The organism is uncultured Gemella sp. (genome assembly GCF_963529685.1).
Taxonomy (GTDB): Bacteria; Bacillota; Bacilli; order Staphylococcales; family Gemellaceae; genus Gemella.
Genome location: NZ_CAUSAI010000026.1, coordinates 1 through 24,192 on the forward strand (window position 1 = coordinate 1; position 24,192 = coordinate 24,192).

General features: G+C 28.8%; 26 protein-coding genes and 1 other RNA gene. 24 read left to right on the forward strand and 3 right to left on the reverse strand.

The window, feature by feature from the left end:
- Nucleotides 1-93 precede the first annotated feature (93 nt).
- The 22 genes from RWS90_RS05045 (at nt 94) to trxB (ending at nt 16,720) form a co-directional block, all read left to right on the forward strand.
- A complete protein-coding gene (locus RWS90_RS05045; protein WP_314549221.1) occupies nt 94-609 on the forward strand; it encodes a DUF1697 domain-containing protein in 516 nt (171 codons plus the stop codon).
- A gap of 209 nt (nt 610-818) precedes the next feature.
- Entirely contained in the window at nt 819-980 is a 162-nt protein-coding gene (locus RWS90_RS05050) for a hypothetical protein (RefSeq protein WP_314549224.1), read from the forward strand.
- Nucleotides 967-1,416 carry a DUF4037 domain-containing protein gene (locus RWS90_RS05055; RefSeq protein WP_314549227.1) on the forward strand — a complete coding sequence of 150 codons (450 nt, stop codon included), beginning with the start codon at nt 967-969 and terminating at the stop codon, nt 1,414-1,416. The genes RWS90_RS05050 and RWS90_RS05055 overlap by 14 nt, the downstream gene beginning before the upstream one ends.
- A gap of 397 nt (nt 1,417-1,813) precedes the next feature.
- The gene (gene uvrA / locus RWS90_RS05060) at nt 1,814-4,642 is read left to right on the forward strand and encodes an excinuclease ABC subunit UvrA (RefSeq protein ID WP_314549230.1); all 2,829 of its coding nucleotides are present in this window, start codon (nt 1,814-1,816) and stop codon (nt 4,640-4,642) included.
- Nucleotides 4,643-4,821: 179 nt separating this feature from the next.
- Nucleotides 4,822-5,004, forward strand: a non-coding RNA gene (gene ssrS, locus RWS90_RS05065) — 6S RNA.
- Nucleotides 5,005-5,070: 66 nt separating this feature from the next.
- Nucleotides 5,071-5,838 carry a tRNA threonylcarbamoyladenosine dehydratase gene (locus tag RWS90_RS05070; protein WP_314549232.1) on the forward strand — a complete coding sequence of 256 codons (768 nt, stop codon included), beginning with the start codon at nt 5,071-5,073 and terminating at the stop codon, nt 5,836-5,838.
- A gap of 210 nt (nt 5,839-6,048) precedes the next feature.
- Nucleotides 6,049-6,411, forward strand: coding sequence for a helix-turn-helix transcriptional regulator (locus RWS90_RS05075; RefSeq protein WP_314549236.1), 363 nt, complete (start codon nt 6,049-6,051; stop codon nt 6,409-6,411).
- A 115-nt stretch (nt 6,412-6,526) separates the two neighbouring features.
- Nucleotides 6,527-7,522: a competence type IV pilus ATPase ComGA gene (gene comGA / locus RWS90_RS05080; protein ID WP_314549239.1), complete on the forward strand. Its 996-nt coding sequence runs from the start codon at nt 6,527-6,529 to the stop codon at nt 7,520-7,522.
- Nucleotides 7,497-8,543 carry a competence type IV pilus assembly protein ComGB gene (comGB, locus tag RWS90_RS05085; RefSeq protein WP_314549242.1) on the forward strand — a complete coding sequence of 349 codons (1,047 nt, stop codon included), beginning with the start codon at nt 7,497-7,499 and terminating at the stop codon, nt 8,541-8,543. Before comGA ends, comGB begins: the two co-directional genes overlap by 26 nt.
- Nucleotides 8,544-8,553: 10 nt before the next feature.
- A complete protein-coding gene (comGC, locus tag RWS90_RS05090; protein ID WP_314549246.1) occupies nt 8,554-8,886 on the forward strand; it encodes a competence type IV pilus major pilin ComGC in 333 nt (110 codons plus the stop codon).
- The gene (locus RWS90_RS05095; protein ID WP_314549249.1) at nt 8,861-9,301 is read left to right on the forward strand and encodes a prepilin-type N-terminal cleavage/methylation domain-containing protein; all 441 of its coding nucleotides are present in this window, start codon (nt 8,861-8,863) and stop codon (nt 9,299-9,301) included. The genes comGC and RWS90_RS05095 overlap by 26 nt, the downstream gene beginning before the upstream one ends.
- Entirely contained in the window at nt 9,291-9,575 is a 285-nt protein-coding gene (locus RWS90_RS05100; RefSeq protein WP_314549252.1) for a type II secretion system protein, read from the forward strand. Before RWS90_RS05095 ends, RWS90_RS05100 begins: the two co-directional genes overlap by 11 nt.
- Nucleotides 9,553-10,140, forward strand: coding sequence for a prepilin-type N-terminal cleavage/methylation domain-containing protein (locus RWS90_RS05105; protein WP_314549254.1), 588 nt, complete (start codon nt 9,553-9,555; stop codon nt 10,138-10,140). Before RWS90_RS05100 ends, RWS90_RS05105 begins: the two co-directional genes overlap by 23 nt.
- A gap of 4 nt (nt 10,141-10,144) precedes the next feature.
- Nucleotides 10,145-10,336, forward strand: coding sequence for a hypothetical protein (locus tag RWS90_RS05110; RefSeq protein ID WP_314549256.1), 192 nt, complete (start codon nt 10,145-10,147; stop codon nt 10,334-10,336).
- A 209-nt stretch (nt 10,337-10,545) separates the two neighbouring features.
- A complete protein-coding gene (locus RWS90_RS05115; protein WP_314549260.1) occupies nt 10,546-10,797 on the forward strand; it encodes a hypothetical protein in 252 nt (83 codons plus the stop codon).
- A gap of 4 nt (nt 10,798-10,801) precedes the next feature.
- Nucleotides 10,802-11,707 (forward strand): YihY/virulence factor BrkB family protein, encoded by a 906-nt coding sequence (locus tag RWS90_RS05120; protein ID WP_314549262.1) that lies wholly within the window; start codon nt 10,802-10,804, stop codon nt 11,705-11,707.
- 180 nt (nt 11,708-11,887) lie between these two features.
- Nucleotides 11,888-12,376: a peptide-methionine (S)-S-oxide reductase MsrA gene (msrA, locus tag RWS90_RS05125; RefSeq protein WP_314549264.1), complete on the forward strand. Its 489-nt coding sequence runs from the start codon at nt 11,888-11,890 to the stop codon at nt 12,374-12,376.
- A 79-nt stretch (nt 12,377-12,455) separates the two neighbouring features.
- The gene (locus tag RWS90_RS05130; RefSeq protein WP_314549266.1) at nt 12,456-13,382 is read left to right on the forward strand and encodes a manganese-dependent inorganic pyrophosphatase; all 927 of its coding nucleotides are present in this window, start codon (nt 12,456-12,458) and stop codon (nt 13,380-13,382) included.
- A gap of 238 nt (nt 13,383-13,620) precedes the next feature.
- Nucleotides 13,621-14,013 carry a phage holin family protein gene (locus RWS90_RS05135; RefSeq protein WP_314549267.1) on the forward strand — a complete coding sequence of 131 codons (393 nt, stop codon included), beginning with the start codon at nt 13,621-13,623 and terminating at the stop codon, nt 14,011-14,013.
- 14 nt (nt 14,014-14,027) lie between these two features.
- The gene (gene hprK, locus RWS90_RS05140; RefSeq protein ID WP_314549269.1) at nt 14,028-14,972 is read left to right on the forward strand and encodes an HPr(Ser) kinase/phosphatase; all 945 of its coding nucleotides are present in this window, start codon (nt 14,028-14,030) and stop codon (nt 14,970-14,972) included.
- A gap of 3 nt (nt 14,973-14,975) precedes the next feature.
- Nucleotides 14,976-15,779 (forward strand): prolipoprotein diacylglyceryl transferase, encoded by an 804-nt coding sequence (gene lgt / locus RWS90_RS05145; protein WP_314549270.1) that lies wholly within the window; start codon nt 14,976-14,978, stop codon nt 15,777-15,779.
- Between the two features lie 17 nt (nt 15,780-15,796).
- On the forward strand, nt 15,797-16,720 hold the full coding sequence (trxB, locus tag RWS90_RS05150; RefSeq protein WP_314549271.1) for a thioredoxin-disulfide reductase: 924 nt from the start codon (nt 15,797-15,799) through the stop codon (nt 16,718-16,720).
- A 219-nt stretch (nt 16,721-16,939) separates the two neighbouring features.
- Here trxB and RWS90_RS05155 read toward each other — a convergent pair whose 3' ends face one another.
- Entirely contained in the window at nt 16,940-18,343 is a 1,404-nt protein-coding gene (locus RWS90_RS05155) for an amino acid permease (RefSeq protein ID WP_314549272.1), read from the reverse strand.
- Between the two features lie 385 nt (nt 18,344-18,728).
- On the opposite strand from RWS90_RS05155, the gene RWS90_RS05160 reads away from it, so the two are divergent.
- Nucleotides 18,729-20,330 carry an ATP-binding protein gene (locus RWS90_RS05160; protein WP_314549274.1) on the forward strand — a complete coding sequence of 534 codons (1,602 nt, stop codon included), beginning with the start codon at nt 18,729-18,731 and terminating at the stop codon, nt 20,328-20,330.
- Nucleotides 20,331-21,011, forward strand: a complete 681-nt coding sequence (locus RWS90_RS05165; RefSeq protein ID WP_314549276.1) for a response regulator — start codon at nt 20,331-20,333, stop codon at nt 21,009-21,011.
- An 88-nt stretch (nt 21,012-21,099) separates the two neighbouring features.
- Here the strand turns inward: RWS90_RS05165 and RWS90_RS05170 are convergent, their stop codons facing one another.
- Together RWS90_RS05170 and prmA are read right to left on the reverse strand one after the other, a co-directional pair.
- Nucleotides 21,100-22,695 (reverse strand): hypothetical protein, encoded by a 1,596-nt coding sequence (locus RWS90_RS05170; RefSeq protein WP_314549277.1) that lies wholly within the window; start codon nt 22,693-22,695, stop codon nt 21,100-21,102.
- Nucleotides 22,696-22,820: 125 nt separating this feature from the next.
- Entirely contained in the window at nt 22,821-23,756 is a 936-nt protein-coding gene (prmA, locus tag RWS90_RS05175) for a 50S ribosomal protein L11 methyltransferase (RefSeq protein WP_314549279.1), read from the reverse strand.
- Between the last annotated feature and the right edge of the window lie 436 nt (nt 23,757-24,192).

Here is a 24,192-nt window from a genome sequence, read left to right on the forward strand (position 1 = left end):
AGACAAAACCGTTGATATCTTCCCACAAACGAGAGCCAATGTTGGATATGTTTCCGACTACGAGTGTGGATATGTTCCCCTTAACCATAGGGATTGAGAGGAGTAACACCGACAGGAAAAAATAGAATACCTAAAATGTCATTTTTGGTAGAGATACTTGAAAAAGTAGGACTAAAAAAAGTAAAGACTTATATTCAAAGTGGTAATGTTATTTTGGAAACAGAGTTGTCAAAAGGGGAAACAGCAAAGTTAATTCATGACACAATAGCTAAAGAAATAGGAGCAGATTTAAGTGTCATTATAAAAGAAAAAAATCAATTACAGATAGCTATTGAGGAAAATCCGTTTAATGAAAATTATGATTTTTCAAGAATACATTTAGTATTCACTAACGATAGTATGGGAGAAGATGAACTAAAAAAACTGGAAAATAAAGACTTTGGAGATGAAAAGTTTATTATTGGTTCTGAATGTTTATATATGTATCTTCCAAGAGGTGCAAGTCCCAAAAGATTGAATACTAATTATCTTGAAAAACAGCTTTCAATAACCATGACAATGAGGAAATTAAATGTTGTTGAACATTTAGTCGAATTATGTAAGAAATAGGAATAAACACCAGCTTATTGAAGTAACAATTAAACATAACTAATACAAGAACAGTAAATCAAAACTGATTTCTTAGAAATCACGATTTTTGAGTCACTCCATTTTTTCTTAATATTTAGTAAAAGTTTAAAATATGTATATAAACAAATAAGGATGTATGTTAGAATAATATGTAATAGTAATTATATCGACGTAGGAAGGATAATGAAATGGAAGTATTTAATAGTCTTTGGTTTGAATTTACTAAATTATCAGAAATAATGGAAATAGTATTAGGTGGTTCTAGAAGTGGTAATAACTATGATAGAAGTTCTGATTATGATCTATATATTTATTGTAAAAATATACCTAATAAAGATGTTAGAAAATAAATTTTGGGAAGTAGAAGATAATTGTACTTTATCTGATGAAATAGACATAGATATTATTTATAGAAATATAAATGATTTTGAGAATAATATAGAAAATGTTGTTGAAACACATCAAGCGAGTAACGGATACACGACATGCTTTTGGCATAATTTGAAAAATAGTAAAGTACTTTATGATCCACATAAAGAATTTCATAATTTAAAAGAAAGATTTGAAGTTCCATTTCCTAAGGAGTTAAAAGAAAATATTATTTCAAAAAATTTTCGTTTATTAACAGGGAATTTACCTTCTTATGATAAACAGATTATAAAGGCATTTGATCGTGGAGATTTTGTGAGTGTAAATCATCGTATCGCAGCATTTATAGAATCTTATTTTGATATTATATTTGCGATAAATGAACTTACTCATCCAGGAGAAAAGAGAATGATATAGTATGCTAAAGAACATTCTAAAATTCTCCCTAAGGATTTTGAAGAGAATATGAATGAATTATTAAATAGTATGGGAAGTACTTTAGAGCATGTAGAAAATAATTTAAAAAATATTATAAAAAATTTAGAAGATATTATTTAATTTCTGATATATTATAGGATACTGAATTTTGTGCAGTATAAATTTTCTAATCGTTTTTCATCGATTTTAGTATCATTTATTATACTTTGAAAGTTTTGAAATTGTTTTTCAGAACTTTCTTTTTTAATATTCAATTACATTTATGTTATAATAAGGAAGTTAATGTAAAATTAAATGAGTCTAAAAAAAATAGGGCACAAAATTGATTTTACAATGAATAATAAAATTTGATTGTATAGAAATATTGAGGTAATATATGCAAAAGAAAAATAAAATTGTAATACAAGGAGCAAGGGAAAATAATCTTAAAAATATAGACTTAGAAATTCCACGTGATCAGTTTGTTGTTATTACAGGACTTAGTGGTAGTGGTAAAAGTTCACTAGCCTTTGACACTATATATGCAGAAGGACAACGTCGTTATGTAGAAAGTCTTAGTGCTTATGCTAGGCAGTTTCTTGGTAATTTAGAAAAGCCAGATGTTGACCTTATAGAAGGATTATCACCAGCTATATCAATAAATCAAAAAACAACATCAAAAAACCCTAGGTCGACTGTAGCAACAGTAACAGAAATTTATGATTATTTACGTCTCCTTTATGCAAGAATTGGAGAAATCTACTGTCCAAATCATCATGAAAAAATTGAGAGTAGTTCAATAAGTCAAATCGTAGATGCTATTATGTTAATGCCAGAACGTAGTAGAATCCAAATAGTAGCACCTATAGTCAAGGATAAAAAAGGTACTCATAAAAAATTAATAGATAAACTAATAAAAGATGGATATATTCGATTCAAAATTGATGGTGAATTGTTTGAAGTTGGTGATATTCCAGAATTAGATAAAAATAAAAAACATTCAATCAGTGTAATTATCGATAGGGTAGTTATTAAAGAAGGAATTGAAACGCGTTTAGCTGATTCATTAGAAACGTCATTGAACCTTTCTAATAATGATTTAGTAGAAATAGATGATGTTAAAGAAGAAACTACACAATTATTCTCAACTAAGTATAGTTGTAAACACTGTGATTTCACTCTAGGTGATTTAGAGCCTCGTATTTTCTCGTTTAACAATCCTCAAGGAGCATGTCCAGAATGTGATGGTTTAGGAATGCATGAAACAGTAGACGTTAATAAAATTATTCAAAAAGACTTATCGATAAATGAAGGTGCAATTTTAGTTTATAATAATGCGACATCAACATATTATCCAAGTTTAATTAAATGTGCCTGTGAACATTTCGGAATTGATATGGATATTCCATTTAAAGATTTAAAAAATGAACAGCAACAAATTATTTTATATGGAAATGATCAAGAAGAAATAACTCATAAATATATTAATGATGAAGGAGTTATGCGTTCACGTATAGTATATTTTGAAGGAGTAGCAAATAATATTCTTAGACGTTATAAATCTGGTATGACAAGGGCTACGAGAGAAGCAATGGCTAAGTATATTAAGGAAGATTCATGTCGTAGCTGTAAAGGTCAAAGATTAAAACCAGAAATCTTATCAGTATATGTTGCAGATAAAAATATTGCCGAAATCTGTGAAATGTCTATCAAAGATAGTTATGAATTTTTCCAAAATATAAAACTAAGTAATAAAGATTACGCAATAGCAAAATTAGTGCTTAAAGAAATTAAATCAAGATTACAGTTTTTAAATGATGTTGGTTTAGATTATCTAACATTAGATAGATCATCTGGAACATTATCAGGTGGTGAAGCACAGCGTATACGATTAGCAACGCAAATTGGTTCGAAGCTTATGGGAGTTACTTACATTCTTGATGAACCTTCAATAGGTTTACACCAAAGAGATAATGAAAAACTTATTAATACTATGCTTTCTATGAGAGATTTAGGGAATACTGTATTAGTTGTAGAACATGATGAAGATACAATGTTGGCTTGTGACTATATTATCGATATCGGGCCTAAAGCTGGTGAACACGGTGGTCAAGTAGTAGCGGTTGGAACACCAGAAGAAATTATGGCTAATGAAAATTCTATAACTGGAGCATATTTATCAGGACGTAAAAAAATACCAGTACCAACTGAAAGAAGAGAAGGTAATGGAGAAAATATAGTCATTAAAAAAGCTAGAAAAAATAATTTGAAAGACGTTAGTGTGAAATTCCCGCTTGGTAAATTCATTGGAGTTACAGGAGTATCAGGAAGTGGAAAATCAACGCTAGTTAATGAAATATTGTTTAATTCTGTGAAGAATGTTCTTAATAAAGAAGAAATAGATACTACCGTAGTCAAATCTGTAGAGGGAATCAACGGTAATATAGATAAAATAATAGATATTGATCAAAGCCCAATCGGAAGAACACCACGAAGTAATCCAGCTACATACACGGGTGTTTTTGATGATATAAGGGATTTATACGCTAGCACCAATGAATCAAAATTACGTGGTTATAAGAAAGGTCGCTTTAGCTTTAATGTTAAAGGTGGTCGATGTGAAGCATGTAGTGGAGATGGAATATTAAAAATAGAAATGCACTTTTTACCAGATGTTTACGTTCCTTGCGAAGTATGTAAAGGAAAACGATATAATAGAGAAACTTTGGAAGTAAAATATAAAGGAAAAAGCATCAGTGATGTACTTGATATGACTATTAAAGAAGCATATGAATTCTTTGAAAACATTCCGAAGATTAAAAATAAACTAGAAACACTTGTTCATGTTGGACTTGATTATATAAGATTGGGTCAAAGCGCAACTACGTTATCTGGAGGAGAAGCACAAAGGGTTAAATTAGCAAGTGAATTATATAAAAAATCAACAGGAAAAACGCTATATATTCTAGATGAGCCTACAACTGGATTACATATTGATGATATAAGTCGATTAATTAAAATAATAGATAAATTAGTTGATGGAGGAAATACTGTTGTAGTTATTGAACACAATTTAGATGTAATTAAGTGTTGTGACCATCTGATTGATTTAGGTCCTGAAGGTGGTATTGGTGGAGGAACAATTCTAGCAGAATGTACGCCAGAAGAGCTGCTAGAAAACAATGAAAGTTATACTGGAAAATTTTTGAAAAAGCTATTAAATTAATTAAATCATAATAAAAAGAATTAAGTTTAAAATAATCGATTATTAAAAAATATTTGAAAAATAATTTAGTTTATGAAAACTATTTATAACATGGTATTTATTGAAAAACTCAAAAATAAAAATATGATTATACAAATTTTGAGGTTGTTTTAATAATCTAAGTGTGGTAAAATATAAATATACAACTAAAGCGCTTGTAAGACTTACCATACATTCGGGCCTAACACTTTTTGAACGGGAACGAAAATCACTTACTAGTATAAAATGCTTCCTAGAGAAGACTTTAGAAGATAAGGCTATCGTACCCACCTGATTATATCAGGACCAATCAAGGTAAGAATCTACGGCGTTTTGGTTTTTTTAGACTGGATTTTAAATATAGCCAGTCTTTTTTAATTAATTAAGATAGAATAAAAATGGAGAAAGAAATGTTACATCAATTTTCAAGAAACGAATTAGTAATAGGAACTGAAGGTTTAGAAATTTTAAAAAATAAAAGAGTAGGGATTCTTGGAGTAGGAGGAGTAGGCTCTTTTGCTGCAGAGTCATTAGCACGTTCTGGAGTGGGTTCGTTAGTGCTTATGGATAAAGACAATATTGATATAACGAATGTAAATAGACAGATTCATGCTACAACGAGAACAGTAGGATGTAGTAAAGTAGAAGAAATGAAAAAAAGAATTTTAGATATTAATCCTGAATGTGAAGTTATAACTATTCAAGACTTTTATACAGAAGAAACATATCCTGTATTTTATGAGAAACCATTAGATTTTGTAATAGATGCATGCGATACGGTAACTTTTAAAATACATTTAATAAAATATTGTTTAGCAAATAATATACCAGTGATTAGCGTAATGGGTTCTGCAAATAAACTAGATCCAACAAAATTCCAAATTGCAGATATTAGTAAAACTACAGTATGTCCGTTAGCAAAAGTAATAAGAACTAAATTGAAAAAAGAGAAAATAAGAGGAAAAGTTCCGGTAGTATTTTCTACAGAAAGTCCAACAATTGCTAACAAAGAATACCTAGAAAAAATTGGTAAACAAGATTCAGATATACGAAAAGCGAAAATTCCACCAGCATCGAACGCATTTTGTCCATCAACTGCTGGTCTTATAGCAGCGAATTATGTTTATATAAATTTATTGAAAAATATAAAAATATTAACTGTTGAAAAACCTATTTAATGAATGAAAACAACGCTAATCTTAGTGTTGTTTTTATTTGTGTCATGGTTGACATATCAAAGTTTATGGTAGATTTTCTGTAAAAATTACACATAATTTGAAAATGATATTCTATATTAGTAAGAAAAAAAGGTTTAAAAATTTATAATTTAATTTGATTTTTTATAGAAAACAAGGTATAATGGTTATAGATGAGAAAGGAGGATTACTTTGAAGAATAAAGGAACATTACTGGCACAAAACTTAAAAAAACTTCGAAAAATGAACAATTACTCTATGTCAACTGTAGCAGATAAACTAGAGTTATCATCTCATGGTGTATATGCTAACTGGGAATACGGTAGAAACGAACCTAATGTAGCGACACTAGTCTCTATTGCGAAACTTTATAACGTTTCAATTGATGAGCTTGTGGGATACAAAACGGAAAAAGGGGAAACTGAAGAGTTGGCAGATACTCACTTTGAAGTAATTGATATGATTAAATCATTGGATAGTGAAGATTGTAAATTAGTAGAAGAAGTTTTAAGAAGATTTAGGGGATATTCTTTTTCTAGAAATATTAATCTATAACATAATCAAACACTTAGGCTATAGAGTTATAATGTAGTAAATTAAATTAATAGTTTTTAAATATAGGCTAGGTAGTGATACATAGCCTATATTTTCCTTTTCTTTAGGAAATGGGGTGGTAGCTATTGATATAAAAATTTTAATGAATCAAATTATTAATGATTCTATAGAAAAAAGAGCCAGTGACATCCATATATATCCAGATAAATCGGGATTTTCCTTTATTAAACTCAGAATTGCAGGTAATCTGAGTAAATATGAAAAATTTTCTAATAGGGAGCTAGATGCGATAATATCTTTATTGAAATTTAATGCCAATATTGATATTTCAAGAAATAAAGAACCACAAAGTGGTAGATTTGTATATAATTATAATAATAAAGATTATTTCTTACGTGTTTCTACATTGCCTTTAAGTGAATTAAGCGAAGGCTGTGTGGTTAGAATTTTTATAAATGAATTGGAGGATGTTGAATACAGTATATTTGAGGAAGATAGTAATTATATAAATAATCTTTCCAAAAAAGCCTATGGATTAGTATTATTTTCTGGGCCAACAGGTAGTGGGAAATCAACATCAATGTATAAACTAGCAAGGCAATTAGCTAGTATCAACAAACAGGTTATAACAGTAGAAGATCCTGTTGAAAAAAATATACCAGGTTTAATTCAAATGCAAGTAAATGAGAAAGCGGGAATTAATTATGATAATGCGCTGAAATCTATTTTACGATGTGATCCAGATGCTATGGTAATTGGAGAAATTCGTGATTTCAAAACAGCAGGTCAAGTAATTACTTCATCATTTTCAGGACATTTAGTTTTAAGTACAATTCATGCAGAAAATTCTATAGGGGTAATAAATCGATTAAAAGATTTGAATTTGTCATTAGAAGATATAAAACAAACTATAATTTGTATTATTTCGCAAAGATTGGTAAATTTAACAAATGGCAAAAGAGGACTAGTAACTGAAATATTGAAAAAAGATGATATTCATGAATATATAGATAACAAAAAAATAATATCTGATTCTTTAGAAAGAAAATTTGAATTAGCATGTGAGAAGGGGTTAATCACTACTGATGAAAAAGAAAAATGGGGATATTAAAAAAATTCTAGACAAAGAGAATAAGATATTTTTTATAAAACGTTTATATGAATTAATCAATCATGGGTATATGTTAGAGGATTCATTAGAATTCTTATTAATTCAATATGAAGTTCCTAATGATGAAATTGAAAAAATTAAAGAAAAACTCTCTAATGGAAGCAAATTATCCGATATATTAGGATATCTTGGATATTCAAAATTAATTGTTGGCAAAATAAAGTTTGCAGAAGATTACGGAAGAATAGAAGATATGTTACTAGAGGTAGAAACATATCTATCAATACAAAAAATACAACAAGAAAAGGTAATAAAAACTTTAAGATATCCACTATTTTTAACACTCACTTTAATAAGCCTTATCATGGTGTTTAATGCGCTAGTAATTCCACAATTTGAGAACATCTATACTTCATCTAACATTAAGATGGATCTCCAAACAACTATATTAATCAAGTCACTATATTACATTCCAAAAATTATTTCTATTATATTTTTATGTGCCATTTTAGGTATAACTTATATTTTTTACACAATTAAATATAAACCACATCTATTCTTAAAATCAATTATGTATATTCCTAAAGTAAGGAGTTATTCAAAATTATATTTTTCTTATAGATTCTCAATGGAATTAAGTTTATTTCTTATGAGTGGTTTTTCCATGAAAACAGCTTTAGAAGTTATGGTTGAGGAAAATTATGATTATTATTTAACTTTATTTTCAAAAGAAATACTTAAAGAGTTAGATAAGGGCATCAGTTTTGAAGATGCAATCACTGAGATTAAATACTTCGACAAGTCTATGAGAAAGTTTGTGAAACATGGTAAAAATAATGGTTTAATAGATAAGGAATTAAAATTATTTAGTGAATTGATGTTAGATTCTTTCCTAACATCATTAGACAGAAATTTAAGAAAACTACAACCTATTTTATTTGGTATCCTAGCCGTTGTGATAGTAGGATTGTATATGGTTATCCTACTTCCAATATTTAACATGGCTAGCTCGTTAAGATAAGGAGAAACATATGAAAAATTTAAGACAAAAAATGAAAAACAAGAAAGCGTTCACATTGATAGAGATGCTGATTGTACTCTTTATAATAGCAATACTACTAATTCTTATAATCCCTAATATTACTAAGAATATAGATACTGCGAAAGATAAAAGTTCAGAAGCTTATGAAAAAACGGTGCAATCTCAAGTAACAGCTTATGAAATTAATGAAAAAGATAAAGATGTTACATTTGAAAAACTTGTAGAAAAACATTATTTAGATGGCCCAGCGGACAAAGCTAGTACAGCACCAAATGGTAAGAAAATAGTAATCGCCAATGGTAAAGCAACGTTACAAAAATAATCAGGGCTTTAGTTTGGTAGAATCAGTTGCTGTGCTAATGATTGTGAGTATTATAGTTATAATTTTATCAAGAATTTCTATCAATAGTTATGATAAATATCAAGAAAGATTGGCTATCAATGAAATGATTTCTGATATTTATAAAGTTCAAACAGATAGTTTGAATAATAGTAGGAACTTTATTTATTTCTTCGAAAATAACAGTAAGTATTTAGCATTTTATGAAGGTCAACAACACTGGAAAAAACTTAATAAAAATGGAAAACCAAAATTAGGAGCGTCTTCTGTAAAGTTTGAATATAGGAAAGGCAATTTAGTATCTAAAGCATATACTCTAGATGTTCAATTTGATAATAGCAGATATAGAGTAATAATACATTTGGATACTGGATATATTACACTTGATGAAGTCTAATAAAAAAGCTTTCACATTCATAGAATTGATTGGAGCATTGTTTATATGCTCTCTAATATTCGTATTTTTAGTTCCTAATATGGTTAGACAATATGCCAATTTATCTACGGCTGAAAAAGAGCTTGAGATGAAAGAAATTTTATATGAAGAAGTTTGTAGCCATTATAAAGATCATAGTTTTACAGTAAATAGAGGTAATTATTACATAAGAGTAGACGGAAATAATGCAAAGATAGAAGATGTTCATACAGGTGAAAAAGTTACTTACAGCTAAAAATAAACAAGGATTTACATTGCTGGAATTAACAGTTTCTTTATTTCTTTTAGTAATACTAACGTTACTACTTATGCTAATTTTACAAACAACAATTACTACATCAAAAAGATTTTTAGATTATACAAATTATGAATATGGATTGGCTCATAAAAAAATCTTAGAGATCTACAATAATAGTGCTAAAGTAAAACAAGAACACAACTATATCTTACTAAAAAGTAAAGATGAACTTGAGGATGTCAAAGTTAATTTTAGAGGAGATAGAGTTTATATTGATAAATTTAAAGACTCCAATTCTTCTTATTTTGCAGGATATATAATGTTGTTGAGAGATATTAAAGATTATTCTTTATCACAAGAAAATGATACAATACATGTTATTATTATAGATAAGAATGATAATAAGAGAGAAATGTATTTAAAAGTGAAAAATGAAAAAACCGATAAAGAAAAAGCAAAAGAAGAAAAAGAGAAGAAAGAAAAAGAAGAAAAAGAGAAGAAAGAAAAACAAGATAAAGAAAAAATAACAAAAGATAATAATCCAAAAAAAGAAGGGGAATAGAACTATGAGTATTAAGAAAAATCATAAAAAAGGAAATGCTATAGTCGTCTCTTTACTTGTTACTATATTAGTAATCGCAGTTATGTTTAGTATTGTGGGTATATATATAAATAAAATGTACACAATGAGAAGTTTAAATGATTATTATGATACGAAAATTACACAGCAACTCCAAGAAAACAATAAATCTAAATAATTAAGTTATACAACCTAATTTCAATAACGAAATTAGGTTGTATTTATGATAATTGATCTATTGTAACTGATAAGATCTGATTTAGAAAAATTCTAGGTAATACAACTTGAAATATAGAAATGTATATAAATTGTTGCTTTGTTTAACTAAATGGTTTAAAATATTATTATATTGTCAAAAATTTAAAATAAATTTTAAAGGAGATATTAATGAGTAAAAGATTATTATTAGGACTTATTGGAGCAGGTGCAATTGCTGCAGTAACTGTACTACCAAAAAAAGCTCAATTAAGTTCAGAAGAACGTAGAAAAGTTGAACAATCAAAAAAATATCTAGAAGAAAAAGGGTATGTTGTGGTAGAAAAATCAAAATATTCTGTAGGTAAATTAAATATTTTATCTTTATCTTCACTACCTATGTATTACAAAGCTGCTAAAACTGTAGCTAAGTTTATTTTATAAAATTATGTTTATTCCAGAAAAAAATTATTCTTTCTATGAAGAAAACCCCAGAGGAAAGTTAACTATCAAGAAATTCACTAAAGAGATGTTTTATCGAGTTATGTATGATGAAATATCACTGCTTTCTGCGAATCTAAGTTATTATTTTATTTTATCATTATTTCCGATGTTAATTGTTGCACTAGCTTTAACTCCGTATTTTAAAATTGACCAACAATTTTTACTAGAAAAAATACAAAGCTTTGCACCAGGAGACTTAGGAGATTACTTATTTAACATGATTACTGAAGTGTTAAATAATAAAAATAATAATACGATTATCACAGTGGGGATTGTTTTTACATTGTGGTCAGCATCAAATGGTATTTATGGAATAATTATCGCCTTTAACAACGCCTTTAGAGTTCGTGATGGAAGAATATGGATAATAACAAAATTAATTAGTATCGTATTTACAGTTTTATTCTTAGTAGGAATGTTTGTTGTATTAGCGCTAGTTGTATTTGGTAAGCAACTTACATATTTATTATTCCATAAATTTAATTTAGACGAAGGATTTTATAACTTATGGTCATTCTTAAATTATAGTTTTCCTATATTATTTACATTCATAGTATTTCTATTTCTGTATATAATGGGACCAAATCTAAAATTAAAAGCTATTAGTGTTTTCCCAGGAGCTATTTTTTCGACAATCTCTTGGACCCTGATTAGTAGAATGTTTGGATACTATATCGATCATTTTTCAAGTTATATAAAGACTTATGGAACAATTGGAGCCTTAATGGCGTTTATAATTTGGTTATATATAACTGGATATATATTAATTATCGGTGCTGAAATTAATGCGATATTTCATAATTATAGAGTTGAACATAGGGTATTTGAGGAAACTCATACGACGGAGTAGAATATAACAATAATACATTAAACGAGTTCATTTTAAAAGTGTACTCGTTTTTATCTTAGCTTATATAAATTAGTATAAAGCAAGAAATTCGAAAATGCATAATTATATAAAAATAAGGTATTTTATAGTATAATTATAGATAAGAAATTCAAAAAGATGGATAGATAGAGAGGTTCATGAATGGAAAAAGAAATTTATTTAGCAGGAGGATGCTTCTGGGGTGTAGAAGGTTACTATGCACAACTTGATGGCGTTTTAACTACAAAAGTTGGGTATAGTAATGGTAAAACTGCAGAAACAACATATCAAAATATAAAATCAACAGATCATGCTGAAGTAATTTACTTAAAATATAATAACGCAGTACTATCATTAAATGATGTACTTCGTCATTATTTTAGAATTATTGATCCAGTAAGTATAAACAAACAAGGTGGAGATAGAGGTCGTCAATATAGAACAGGAATCTATTATGTTGATGAAGAAACAAGAGAAGAAGTAATTAAATTTATCGAAGAACTACAAAAAAATTATACTAAAAAAATTGCTGTAGAAGTTGAAGCGGTAAATAACTATATTGATGCAGAAGAATATCACCAAAAATATTTAGAAAAAAATCCTACGGGTTATTGCCATGTAGATTTAAGTTTAGCGAAAAAAAGCTTATAATTCTTAAAATAAATTTGAAATAATTACTAAAAAAAGGTAAAATATAAGTAAGTATAATTAAAAAATAAGGAGCTAGAAAATGACAAATATTTTAATTTTTGGACACAAAAATCCAGATACTGATACAATTTGTTCAAGTATCGTTTATAACAACTTAAAAAGATTACAAGGAATGGATACACAAGCAGTAAGACTTGGTGAAATTAACGATGAAACTAAATACGCACTTGAATATTTCAATGTACGTTTACCACGTTTAATCGATGGTGTAGAAGAAGGTCAAAACGTAATTCTTGTGGATCACAATGAATTCCAACAATCAGCTAATGGAATAGAAAAAGCAGTTATTCGCGAAGTAATTGACCACCACCGTATTGCTAACTTTGAAACTGCAGGACCTTTATACTATCGTGCAGAGCCACTTGGATGTACAGCTACAATCTTGAAAAAAATCTATGAAGAACAAAGTGTTCATATCGATAAGCAAATGGCTGGATTAATGGTGTCTGCAATTATCTCAGATTCACTATTATTCAAATCACCAACATGTACTTTACGTGATAAAATTGCAGCTGAAGAATTAGCAGCTATCGCAGGTATCAACCTAGAAGAATACGGACTTGCTATGTTAAAAGCGGGAGCTTCAACAACAGATAAAACAGCAGAAACACTAATTTCATTAGACGCTAAAGAATTTGTCTTAGGAGAAGATAAATTAGTTGTAGCTCAAATCAACACAGTTGATGCTAACGAAGTGGCAGTTAGAAAAGAAGAATTAGAAGCGGCAATTAATGCAGAATTATCATCAAAAGGATTAGCAGCTTATGTATTTGTAATTACTAATATCTTAACTTCAGATTCAGAAGTGTTAGTATTAGGTGAAAAACAAGATAAAGTTGCTGCAGCTTTTGGAAAAACTCTTGAAAATGACTTTATGACACTTGAAGGTGTTGTATCTCGTAAAAAACAAGTAGTTCCTCAAATTACAGAAGAGTTTTCAAAATAATTACTAAAAAATATAGTTTAAGAAAGTGATTAACCAAAAGTCCTAGATTTTAAAAAAGTTTACAAGAAAACTCATAGACGCAGCGGTTTATTGATATCTAAATTCGTTTTATAAAAGCTTTTTAGATATCTAATAAACTGTGCGGGGGTGACTCGACAAAATCGATTTCTACGAAATCACGATTTTTGAGTCACTCCCTTCTAATTTATATAACAAATTTAAGAAGGAAAGGAAAAATATGTCTACATTTAAAACAATATATTGGCCCTTTTTGAAAAAGGTTATAATAAACACTTTAGTAGTAATAGCATTTGCAGGGTTAACACATGGTAAATTAAAAATTGATCATCCCTTATACGGTTTTTTAGGTGCTTTGCTTATTACAATTTTGTTTACATTAATTCGACCATTATTACTATTAACAGTAATAATAACAATATTTAGTTTGGGACTATTTTCATTACTAGTAAGGGTATTATTAGTATATTCGGTTTCCTATATATTGTCACCACATTTTGAGATAGTGTCATTTTGGACAGCGATTGGATTAGTGATAACTATTAAGCTTTTCAATTTTATATTTAAAACGGATGAAAGAACAATAATAATAAAAACATTTAAAATGAAATAAAAGGAAAAATAATTATGGCAAAAATTACAACGAGAGACCTTGTAGAAAAATTAAATTTAGAAGTAATCAGCGGAGAAAAGGGTTTGGATAGAGAAATTACAACAGATGAACTTTCACGTCCGGCTCTGCAACTTGCAGGTTATTTTTCTCATTATTCACCACAAAGAATTCAAATTTTAGGAACTAGTGAATTGTCATTTTTCAAGCTGATTCCAGATATCGAAAAAAAATCAAGAATGCGCATGTTATGTACAAGAATTACCCCTTGTATTATTATTTCACGTGATCTTGAGATTCCTGAAGAATTACAAGAAGCAGCAGATAGATATGATACACCAGTTTTAAGATGTAGTAAAGATACAACCAAACTTATGGGGAATATTTCAAATTATCTTAGAAAAGCTTTTGCTCCTACGACATCGGTTCACGGTGTATTTATTGAGGTGTATGGTATAGGTGTGTTAATTACTGGAGAAAGTGGTATAGGGAAAAGTGAGATTGCCCTTGAACTTATTAAGCGAGGTCACCGTTTAGTTGCTGATGACAGGGTAGATATTATAGAAATAGAAAAAGGATTTTTAATAGGAAGTTGTGAATCTACCTTAATTAAGCATTTATTGGAAATTCGTGGTTTAGGTATTATTAATGTAATGACTTTATTTGGTACTGGTGCCGTACGTAACGATAAACGACTTCAATTAAATGTTCATTTGGAAACATGGAATGATCAAAAACAATATGATCGAATCGGGTTAGGAGATGAATATAGAGAAGTTTTAAATTCTAAAATCGAGAAAAAAACAATTCCTGTAAGACCAGGTCGTAACGTAGCTATTATTATAGAATCTGCCGCAATGAACTATAGATTAAATCAAATGGGAGTTAATACAGCCAGAGAGTTTACAACAAGATTAGCTGAAGAAATTAAACGAAATAATATGAATAATGAGGTGAAATAATAAATGACATTAGGTTTTTTAGACCCAGTAGCTTTTTACTTATTCACTAAACCAGTTTATTGGTATGGAATTATTATTGCTACAACAGTACTATTTGCTTATTTACTAGCTGATAATGAAGCGACAAAACGTGGATTAAAACAAGATACAATGCTAGATTTGCTTTTACTTGCATTACCGATAGCCTTCATCTTTGCGCGTGCATATTATGTAATATTTAGATGGGAGCACTATGCAGGAGATTTTGGAAAAATGATAGCCATCTGGGATGGTGGAATAGCTATATATGGTGGATTAATAGGTGGATTTATAGTCTTGTATTTCTTTGCAAGAAGAAAAGAGATTAAAATCATAAAACTTTTAGATATAATAGCACCTAGCTTATTGGTAGGTCAAATGTTTGGACGTTGGGGCAATTTCTTTAACCACGAAGCTTATGGTGAAATAGTTACTAAACAATATTTAGAAAATAGATTCATACCAAATTTTATTATAGAAAATATGTATATTGATGGAGCGTATCGTCAACCAACATTTTTATACGAAAGTTTATGGTGTTTTATTGCACTAGTAATACTACTTTTAATTAGAAATAAACTGGCTCAAAGTGAGGTATTTGCAACATATCTAATCCTATATGGAGTAGAAAGATTTATAGTTGAAGGAATGAGAACAGATTCGCTATATATTGGAAGTTTGAGAGTTTCTCAAGTTCTTTCACTAGTATTTGTAATAGGAAGTTTGATATACTTAATAGTGCTTAATACAAAATATAAAAACAAAAAGATTTTGTATAGAGAATCATAAAAAAGAAGGTGGAAAATATGTCAGAAAAAATCTATGACTTAATTATCGTTGGAGCAGGTCCAGCAGGTATGACAGCTTCAATCTATGCATCACGTGCTAACATGTCAGTGTTGATGTTAGAAAGAAAATATCCAGGTGGACAAATGTTATCAACAGAAGAGATTGAAAACTACATAGGATATGAAATGGTAACAGGTCCTGAACTATCAGAGAAAATGTTCGAACACTCTAAGAAATTCGGGACAGAATTTGCTTTTGGAAATATTACAAAAGTAGGTGTAAGAGACAATCTTAAGTATGTAGTAGCAGGAGAAAAAGAATATGTTGCTAAATCAATAATTATCGCAACAGGTTCAGAACACAGAAATTTAGATGTCCCAGGAGAAGAGCAATTCTCAGGAAAAGGTGTAAGTTATTGTGCAGTATGTGATGGTGCATTCTTTAGAAATAAAGAAGTAGTAGTTATCGGTGGAGGAGATTCAGCGGTAGAAGAAGCGTTATATCTATCTAATTTAGCAGCGAAAGTTACGATTGTTCACAGACGTGATGAACTTCGTGCACAAAAAATTCTTCAAGATAGAGCATTTGCTAAAGAAAATATCGAGTTCGTATGGGATAGTGTAGCTTATGAAATCAAAGGTGAGAGAAAAGTTTCATCTATCGAAATTAGAAATGTAAAAACTGGAGAAGAAAGTTCTATTTCAGCAGATGGTGTATTTATCTATGTAGGTATGTTACCACAAACACAAGATTTCAGAGATTTAGGAATTACTAATGAAGCAGGATACATTCCTACTAACGAAAGATTAGAAACAGCAGTACCAGGAATTTTTGCTGCAGGAGATGTACGAGAAAAAGAAATTCGTCAGGTTATAACAGCAGCTTCTGATGGTGCAATAGCAGCACAAAGTGCATATAGCTATGTAGAAGGATTAGAATAATAAACTGTGCGGGAGCGACTCGTTAAAATCGATTTCTACGAAATCATGATTTTTGAGTTGCTCCCTTAAATTCGTTTTATAAAATTTGATTTGATATATAATAAATTTTGCAGAGATGGGTCGATAAAATTGATTTATCTAAAATTACGATCTTTGAGTCACTCCCATAACAATATTAAAAATAAGTCTGAGAAATAAATCTCAGACTCATATAAATAATTATTTATTATTTTTTTTAGCTAAGTAAGGCATGATTAATCCTAAAGAAAGTAGGATAATCGGAGTTACGATATTCATAATAGTTTGGAATGTACTTTCAGGTGTATACATACCACCAATACAAGCAAATGCTGTTAAGAAGAAACACCAAGCTCCTAGTCCCATACCAATATATTTATTTTTAACAAATTTATATTCTGATTGGAATTTTTCTGCAGATTTTTTCAAGAAAATATATGCAGCAAATACCCATAGGTAACGCAATGGCATACATACAGCGTTAAGTTTAACTAACCATCTGAATAAATCATTAACTTCTTTAATTCCAAACATTGGAATGATTATTAAGATAGAAACGATAACACCAACAAGTTTTAAACCATTAATGTATACGTCATTTTCATTCTTAGCTAATAATTTATTAGGAATATATTTTTCATCCGCATTACTTAGTAACATACGAAGTGGAGCATCGATAGAAATAATTACAACAGAAATTTGTCCAATTAAATCAACTATGGCGTAGATTACTAAGAATAAGTTACCAACCCCGTAGTAATTACCTAAAGTTTGGAATGCGTAGTAAGTTCCATTAGTAAGTAAGTCTTTAGGAATATTATTTGTATCAAACATTAAAGCAAGTGCAAAAGTTCCAAGAATTGCAGTTGTACAAACCATAATAACTAAAGCAATCATTCCACGAGGGAAATCTCTTGATGGATTTTTCATTTTATTAACATAAGGAGAAATCTTCTCACACCCACCAACCGCAAAGACTAATATAGCAATTGAGGTAATGTATTTCACATCAAATGTTGGCATGAAAGTATCTAATGACCAATCAATTTTAAATGTTTTTGCTCCAGTAATAGATGGCGCAGAGATAGCCATAACCACAAATAATAATGACATAATAAACATTGAAGAACCGGCTAACATAGCCATCTTTTTAATTAAATCAACCCCACGAGCAGCTAAGAATAAAGCTACTAAGAAAATAACAAGTGAAGCAATTTGTAAATATGTGATATTCATTTTACTAATACGATTATCACGAAATACCGCCCAGCTAAATGCAGCGATAATACGAGATGGTTTTTGAGAAATGTAAGGCATATGTACAACCCACATTGTCCACCCAGTATAATAAGCAAGTAACTTTCCGTGCGTTGAACTTATCCAAGAACTAACACCACCACCTGCATCTTTAAAAGTAGAACCTAGTTCACCAACGATTAATGAATACGGAATAAAGTAAATTACAAAAATTAAAATCCAAGAAACTATAGATTTTAACCCACCAAATTCAGAGTATCCATTAACAACGTTCCCAAAGGCCCAAACCGTAGAAAACGCCATGAATGCTAGAGTATACCAAAATATTTTTTTTGCATCCTTCTCCATAGAGAACCTCCTAAAATATAAATAATACTAATAACTGCAAAAGTGCATTACTAAAATACTAGCATAGTATACATAATTATTCAAGTGAAATAGGATAAATTAATTAAAATATTTTTATGATGATAAAAAAATAATATTATTAGAACTTTTTTATATGTATTATTATTAATATTAAGTATATTTTAAATAAAAATGATAATATTGAGTTATGAAAAATGTAAATTTACATTTTCCAAAAATATATGTATATTATTTTTCAAATTAAAATTAAATTTAATTATAAATACAAAAGTGATTTATTATGGTTCACGCTTGAAATACAACTGATTTTCCTTTATAATGAACAATATTGAGAGGAAGTTTTTAAAAGTTGAGGAGTGATAAAATGTTGAAAAAAAGACAGCGTACATTAACTAGATTAATGATAATAATGACTAGTTTAGTAGTTGTTTCTCTATTAGTTACTTCTTTTTTTGTAAGAGAATACATAAAAAAAAGAGAAGATGAAATAATTCGTCAAAAAATATATTCTACAGCAAAATTAATCTCAACCGATAAAGGTATAATCGCAGATTTAAAAAGAAAACAGATTACACCTGAAATTCAAGAATTTGCAAATAGGGTAATGGAAGATACAGGAACTGATTTTGTCGTTATTATGGATGCGACATTTACAAGATATACTCATCCCAAAAATGAATTAATAGGTGAAAAATTTTCTAATTTAGAAGATGTAAGCTCAACGTTCACCATAGGAGATCACTATAGTAGGCAAAGTGGGTATCTAGGAGAAGGTCTAAGATTTTTTACGGCTATAAAAGATGAAGAAGGAAATAATATAGGGGTAGTTTGCGTGGGCTATACGAAAGAAACTGTAAAAAAACAGATTCTACACTCGCAAGAAAAAATATTATTAGCCTTATTAATAGGAATCATCTTTGCAATAGGTCTTGCAATAATGTATAATAGAAAACTAAAAAAAATATTATTGAATTATGAACCAGAAGAGATTGCTTATAATTATATCGAGAAGAATTTAATTTCAGATCATGTTTCTGAAGGAATTATTGGAATTGATATTAACAAAAAAATTATCGTTAAGAACAATAGTGCAAACCAGATTTTGGATAAAGCAGGTCTTCCAAAAATCAAAAAAGGTGAGCAAATTCCCGAGGATATGTACGAACTATTCTTCAAGAGTATCTTAGAAAAAAATAAGAGTAGCCGTGATGAATTAATTTTATTAAATCATATAGAAGCATTAATAAATAGAAATCCAATATATCAAGATGACAAATTATATGGTGCAGTAGTGACGCTTCGAGATCAAAGTGAGATGAAAAAATTAATCACAGAACTTAGTGGAACTGAAAAATATAATGACAGTTTAAGAGAACAAAGCCATCATTTTATGAATAAACTGCATGTACTGCATGGATTAATCGAAATGAAGTCATATGATGAAGTAGAGAAATTTATTACATATTTAAAAGACGATTATCATGAAAAAATAGGATATATTTCGGAGAATATTAAAGTACCAGCAATAGCAGGATTTCTATTGGCTAAAGTTAGAGAAGCAAAACAAAAAAATATAGCATTATTAATAGATCCAGATTCGATGATTTTGAATAAAGATGACCTAGATGAACTTTATAATGAAATTTTAATTATTCTTGGAGTTTTAATAGACAATTCTATGGAGTCTATCGCTAAAAAAGAAGGCGGGAAAGTAGTTGTTTATTTATACTTAAATACTGAAGAAAATATTTTACTTTGCAGTGTTTATGACAACGGAGAAGGTATAAGTGAAGATATAATGGAGAATATTTTTGAGAGAGGATATTCAACAAAAGGAGAGAATAGAGGATACGGTCTAAATGCTGTTGATACAATTGTTAAAAAGTATAATGGACTTATAGACGTTGAAAGTGAAGTAGGTAAAACGAAATTTATAATTGAAATACCAATTGAGGAGGTACATTAATTGAAAGTACTAATAATAGAAGACGATCCAATGGTAGCGATGATACACAAAGAATATTTTAAAAGAAAAGAACATAACTTTGGGATTTCCCATGTTACATCATTAGAAGATGCAAAGAAATTTTTAGAGAATAATGAAATAGATTTAATTGTATTAGATAATTATTTAACAGATGGTCAAGGGATAGACTTTTTACCTGAATTAAAAGGATTCCCAATTATTATGATTACTGCAGCTAATGATATTCAAACAGTAGAAGCTGCACTATCTAATGGAGTTGTTGATTATTTGGTTAAACCATTTACATATGAAAGATTTTCTCAAGCAATCGACAAAGTTCACGATTATGTAACTTTATTATCAAAAGAGAAAATTAATCAAGATTTAATAGATGAGTACTTAAATTCTGGAAGAGTAGAAGAAGATGAAGACAGCTTGCCTAAAGGACTTTCTAGAATAACATTGAAAAAAGTACTAGAAGCTATCCAACAACACAACGAAGGATTTACAACACAACAAATAGCAGATGAGCTAGATATTTCTAGAATTACAATTAGAAAATATTTAAATCATCTGGTTAGTATAAATATTCTAAGTGAAGATGCTGAGTACTATACATCTGGAAGACCAGTATCAGTTTTCACACTTATTGAACGAAACAAATTAGAAAAAATGCTTTAAAAAATTCAAAATATATCATCATTATCATAAGAAAAAGCTATCAGAGCCAAAGCGGTTTTGATAGCTTTTCTTTGTTTAAAATAAAGTTTTAATCAGTAATTCTATGAGGATTTTCTTTATAGTATTTAGTATTTTTGAAATCTTCTATAATTTTATTAATTCTATCCATATCTTCTTTTTTAAATTTTTCTTGAATTTCTTTGTAGGTAACACTTTTAACAAGTTTAAAGTCGCGTTGATTGGCTGGTTTGTCATAATCAAGAATTTTAATATCAATACCAGTATCTTTTCTAATAACTTGTACTACGCTTCCGCCAGTACCAAAGCTAGTCATTAATGATTTTTCATCTCGTCCCATAGTAAATTGAGTATTATAATTTAATTCACCTACAGCAGGATCAGTAGAGTTATTATATAAAGCTCTACCGATTAAAGCAAGTTGAGCATTAGAATACTCTGGTTTATCCTCTGTTTTTTTAGTTTTTTCTTTATTCTCACCTTGATTTTCAACTGGAGCGTTAGGATTATCATAGTTATATAAAACCTTGTATTCTTCTTTTGAAAAATCTATTTTCTCAGAAGGAATAGGGTATTTTTTAAAGAATTCTTCTTTAGAGCTGAACTCCTCATTAGAAATTGAATCTTTGAATTTATCATTTATCTTAGTGTAACTAGCAAAGTTCATATCGTGAACTTTCTCAAATTTTTTCGAATTATCATTTAATTTAAATGAGATATACCTATCTTGATTATTCTCATTATTCTTAATCCATATTGATTTATCATTATAAAATGTAGTTTTAGAAATTTCTTTTCCAGATTCAGCTTGATAAATTACATTGACATTATAACTGTTGTCATAAGAATAAATAACGAAAGGACTATTCAACTTATCACTTTCAGAAATAATTAATTCTTTTTTTCCATTACCATCAATATCATAGTAAATATATTTAATGTAATTTTTATTTTTTCCTGTAGAATTATAGTCTTGTATTGCGAAGTTATTAATATCAGAATCATCTTTAGTTTCACCAGAATCTATAGCTTTTTTGTACTTCTCGAGTACCGGAGTATAAATCTCATCTTCAGATTTTTTACCGAATGAAAAAATACTAGATAGAGGTTTGTTAGTAGATTTAGAATAGTAATACAAACCACCGCCACTTAGCAGAATAACCCCGAGTACACTAGCGACTACAGGAACAAATTTACTTTTCTTTTTCTTATTAGGATTTAAGGAATTATTATTTAAAATTTGTTCATTGTATTGAGTATTAACATTCTGGTAACCAGCATAGTTTTGATATTGTTGATTATAGCCTTGTTGACCATTTACGTTAGTGTAGTTTTGGTATTGTTGATTATTTGTTGAACCTGAGTAATTTTGATACTGCTGATAATTGTACTGTTGATTAGCATGATTATACTGGTTATTATTTTGATAATTTTGATTTGAATAATCATACTGTTGGTTATTTTGATATTGCTGATTAGAGTTATTATAATTTTGGTAATATTGATTAAAACCTTCTTGATAACCTTGATTATTATAATTCTGCTGTTGGTTATTATAGCTATTTTGTCCGTTGTAATCATTTTGATAATAATTACTATAATTTTGGTTAGTGTTTGGATTAGAATTACTATCAATATTATTTTGCTTTGAATTATTAGTGCTCATAAAATCACTCCTCATAAAATGTTTTCATTACTATTATAAAACAAATTTAATGCATTTTAAAGTGTAATAAGAAAACTCTTGATTATATATTTATTTTATATAAAGCCAAGAGTTTTTTTAAAATATTATTTAGTTACTACGAAAGAATACCATCCGTTATCAGAAGTTTCTTCAACAAGTTTAAAGCCGCGTTCTAACATTTTTTCAAGAAGTTCATCTTTTTTCTCTTCGATAATACCAGAAGTGATGTAGTAACCATCATCTTCTAATAAGTTATAGGCATCATCAAGCATAAGTTCAATGATGTGAGCGAGAATGTTCGCTACGATAATGTTGTATTTTTTAGTTTCTTTTGTAAGAAGGCTAGCTTGCTCAACCTCGATTCTTTTCTCAAGATTATTTAATGCGAAGTTTTCATAAGAAACATCAACAGCAAGCTTATCTAAGTCAACAGCTTTAATATTACCGTCAGTTAAATAACTAGCCGCGATACTTAAAATACCACTTCCACAACCAACATCGATAACATTATCATTTCTTTGTACATATTTTTCAAGATTTTTAATACATAGAGAAGTAGTTTCATGGCCTCCAGTACCAAAAGCCATACCAGGATCAATATTTATAATATATTTATCTTCAGTATTTTCATATTCGCGCCATGTAGGTACAATAACGAATTTTTCACCGATATTAAGAATATCGAAATAATCTTTCCAAGAATTTTCCCAATCGCTATCTTGAATAATAGTAGTTTCAATTTTGAAGAAATCTCCAATGTTGATATTTTCACCTAAAGCAAGAAGTTCAGCTTCAAAACGTTTGAAAGTTTCTTCATCAAAATTAAGTTCGTTGATATAACCTTTAACAATCACTCCGACTTCAGGATAATCAGCAGGGCTAAGTTCAACGATAGTACCGAAATCATCGTGTAAGTTCTCCTCAAGAGTAGTGGGATCCTCGATAGCAACTCCAGTAGAATCATAGTCAAGAAGAATAGACTCAACTATCTCACTAGCTTCATTAGTAGTATGAATTGTAATTTCAACCCAATTTTCCATTATATACCTCACAAATATTTTATTTTACATATTAACTAGAGTATTCTAGTAATCTACATACCTACACATATTATACTATTTTCAATATTTAAGCAACTGAAAAGGTGGGTAGTCATTAATATTTCGAGTGTAGAATACATGAAGAAATATTTTCCAAGAAAAACAAACTAAAAATTGTAATGAAATAAGAAATTAGAAAATATGTACGATAAGTATGAAGTGGCTTATCTCTATAGTTGAGGTGTAAAGTCACTTTTATAAATAGTTTTCAAAAAAAATTAAAAAAGTAGTTGACATAAGCTAAATTTGATGTTAAATTTACACTTGTATCAGATACAGGAACAAGTTGAAAGATTATATTTGGATGATTTAGAAAAAGACAGTCAAAGGAGCAAAACATGGATACAAAATTTTCAGTAGCATTACACATACTAAT

Bases quoted from the DNA above. Each gene is read 5' to 3' on its own strand.
- RWS90_RS05155 (WP_314549272.1), bottom strand. From the start codon at position 18,343: ATGGAGAAGGATGCAAAAAAAATATTTTGGTATACTCTAGCATTCATG.
- RWS90_RS05110 (WP_314549256.1), top strand. From the start codon at position 10,145: ATGAGTATTAAGAAAAATCATAAAAAAGGAAATGCTATAGTCGTCTCT.
- RWS90_RS05095 (WP_314549249.1), top strand. From the start codon at position 8,861: ATGGTAAAGCAACGTTACAAAAATAATCAGGGCTTTAGTTTGGTAGAA.
- RWS90_RS05160 (WP_314549274.1), top strand. From the start codon at position 18,729: ATGTTGAAAAAAAGACAGCGTACATTAACTAGATTAATGATAATAATG.
- RWS90_RS05050 (WP_314549224.1), top strand. From the start codon at position 819: ATGGAAGTATTTAATAGTCTTTGGTTTGAATTTACTAAATTATCAGAA.
- RWS90_RS05100 (WP_314549252.1), top strand. From the start codon at position 9,291: ATGAAGTCTAATAAAAAAGCTTTCACATTCATAGAATTGATTGGAGCA.
- RWS90_RS05070 (WP_314549232.1), top strand. From the start codon at position 5,071: ATGTTACATCAATTTTCAAGAAACGAATTAGTAATAGGAACTGAAGGT.
- RWS90_RS05120 (WP_314549262.1), top strand. From the start codon at position 10,802: ATGTTTATTCCAGAAAAAAATTATTCTTTCTATGAAGAAAACCCCAGA.
- comGC (WP_314549246.1), top strand. From the start codon at position 8,554: ATGAAAAATTTAAGACAAAAAATGAAAAACAAGAAAGCGTTCACATTG.
- msrA (WP_314549264.1), top strand. From the start codon at position 11,888: ATGGAAAAAGAAATTTATTTAGCAGGAGGATGCTTCTGGGGTGTAGAA.
- RWS90_RS05170 (WP_314549277.1), bottom strand. From the start codon at position 22,695: ATGAGCACTAATAATTCAAAGCAAAATAATATTGATAGTAATTCTAAT.
- trxB (WP_314549271.1), top strand. From the start codon at position 15,797: ATGTCAGAAAAAATCTATGACTTAATTATCGTTGGAGCAGGTCCAGCA.
- prmA (WP_314549279.1), bottom strand. From the start codon at position 23,756: ATGGAAAATTGGGTTGAAATTACAATTCATACTACTAATGAAGCTAGT.
- RWS90_RS05135 (WP_314549267.1), top strand. From the start codon at position 13,621: ATGTCTACATTTAAAACAATATATTGGCCCTTTTTGAAAAAGGTTATA.
- RWS90_RS05115 (WP_314549260.1), top strand. From the start codon at position 10,546: ATGAGTAAAAGATTATTATTAGGACTTATTGGAGCAGGTGCAATTGCT.
- RWS90_RS05130 (WP_314549266.1), top strand. From the start codon at position 12,456: ATGACAAATATTTTAATTTTTGGACACAAAAATCCAGATACTGATACA.
- lgt (WP_314549270.1), top strand. From the start codon at position 14,976: ATGACATTAGGTTTTTTAGACCCAGTAGCTTTTTACTTATTCACTAAA.
- RWS90_RS05055 (WP_314549227.1), top strand. From the start codon at position 967: ATGTTAGAAAATAAATTTTGGGAAGTAGAAGATAATTGTACTTTATCT.
- hprK (WP_314549269.1), top strand. From the start codon at position 14,028: ATGGCAAAAATTACAACGAGAGACCTTGTAGAAAAATTAAATTTAGAA.
- uvrA (WP_314549230.1), top strand. From the start codon at position 1,814: ATGCAAAAGAAAAATAAAATTGTAATACAAGGAGCAAGGGAAAATAAT.
- comGB (WP_314549242.1), top strand. From the start codon at position 7,497: ATGAAAAAGAAAAATGGGGATATTAAAAAAATTCTAGACAAAGAGAAT.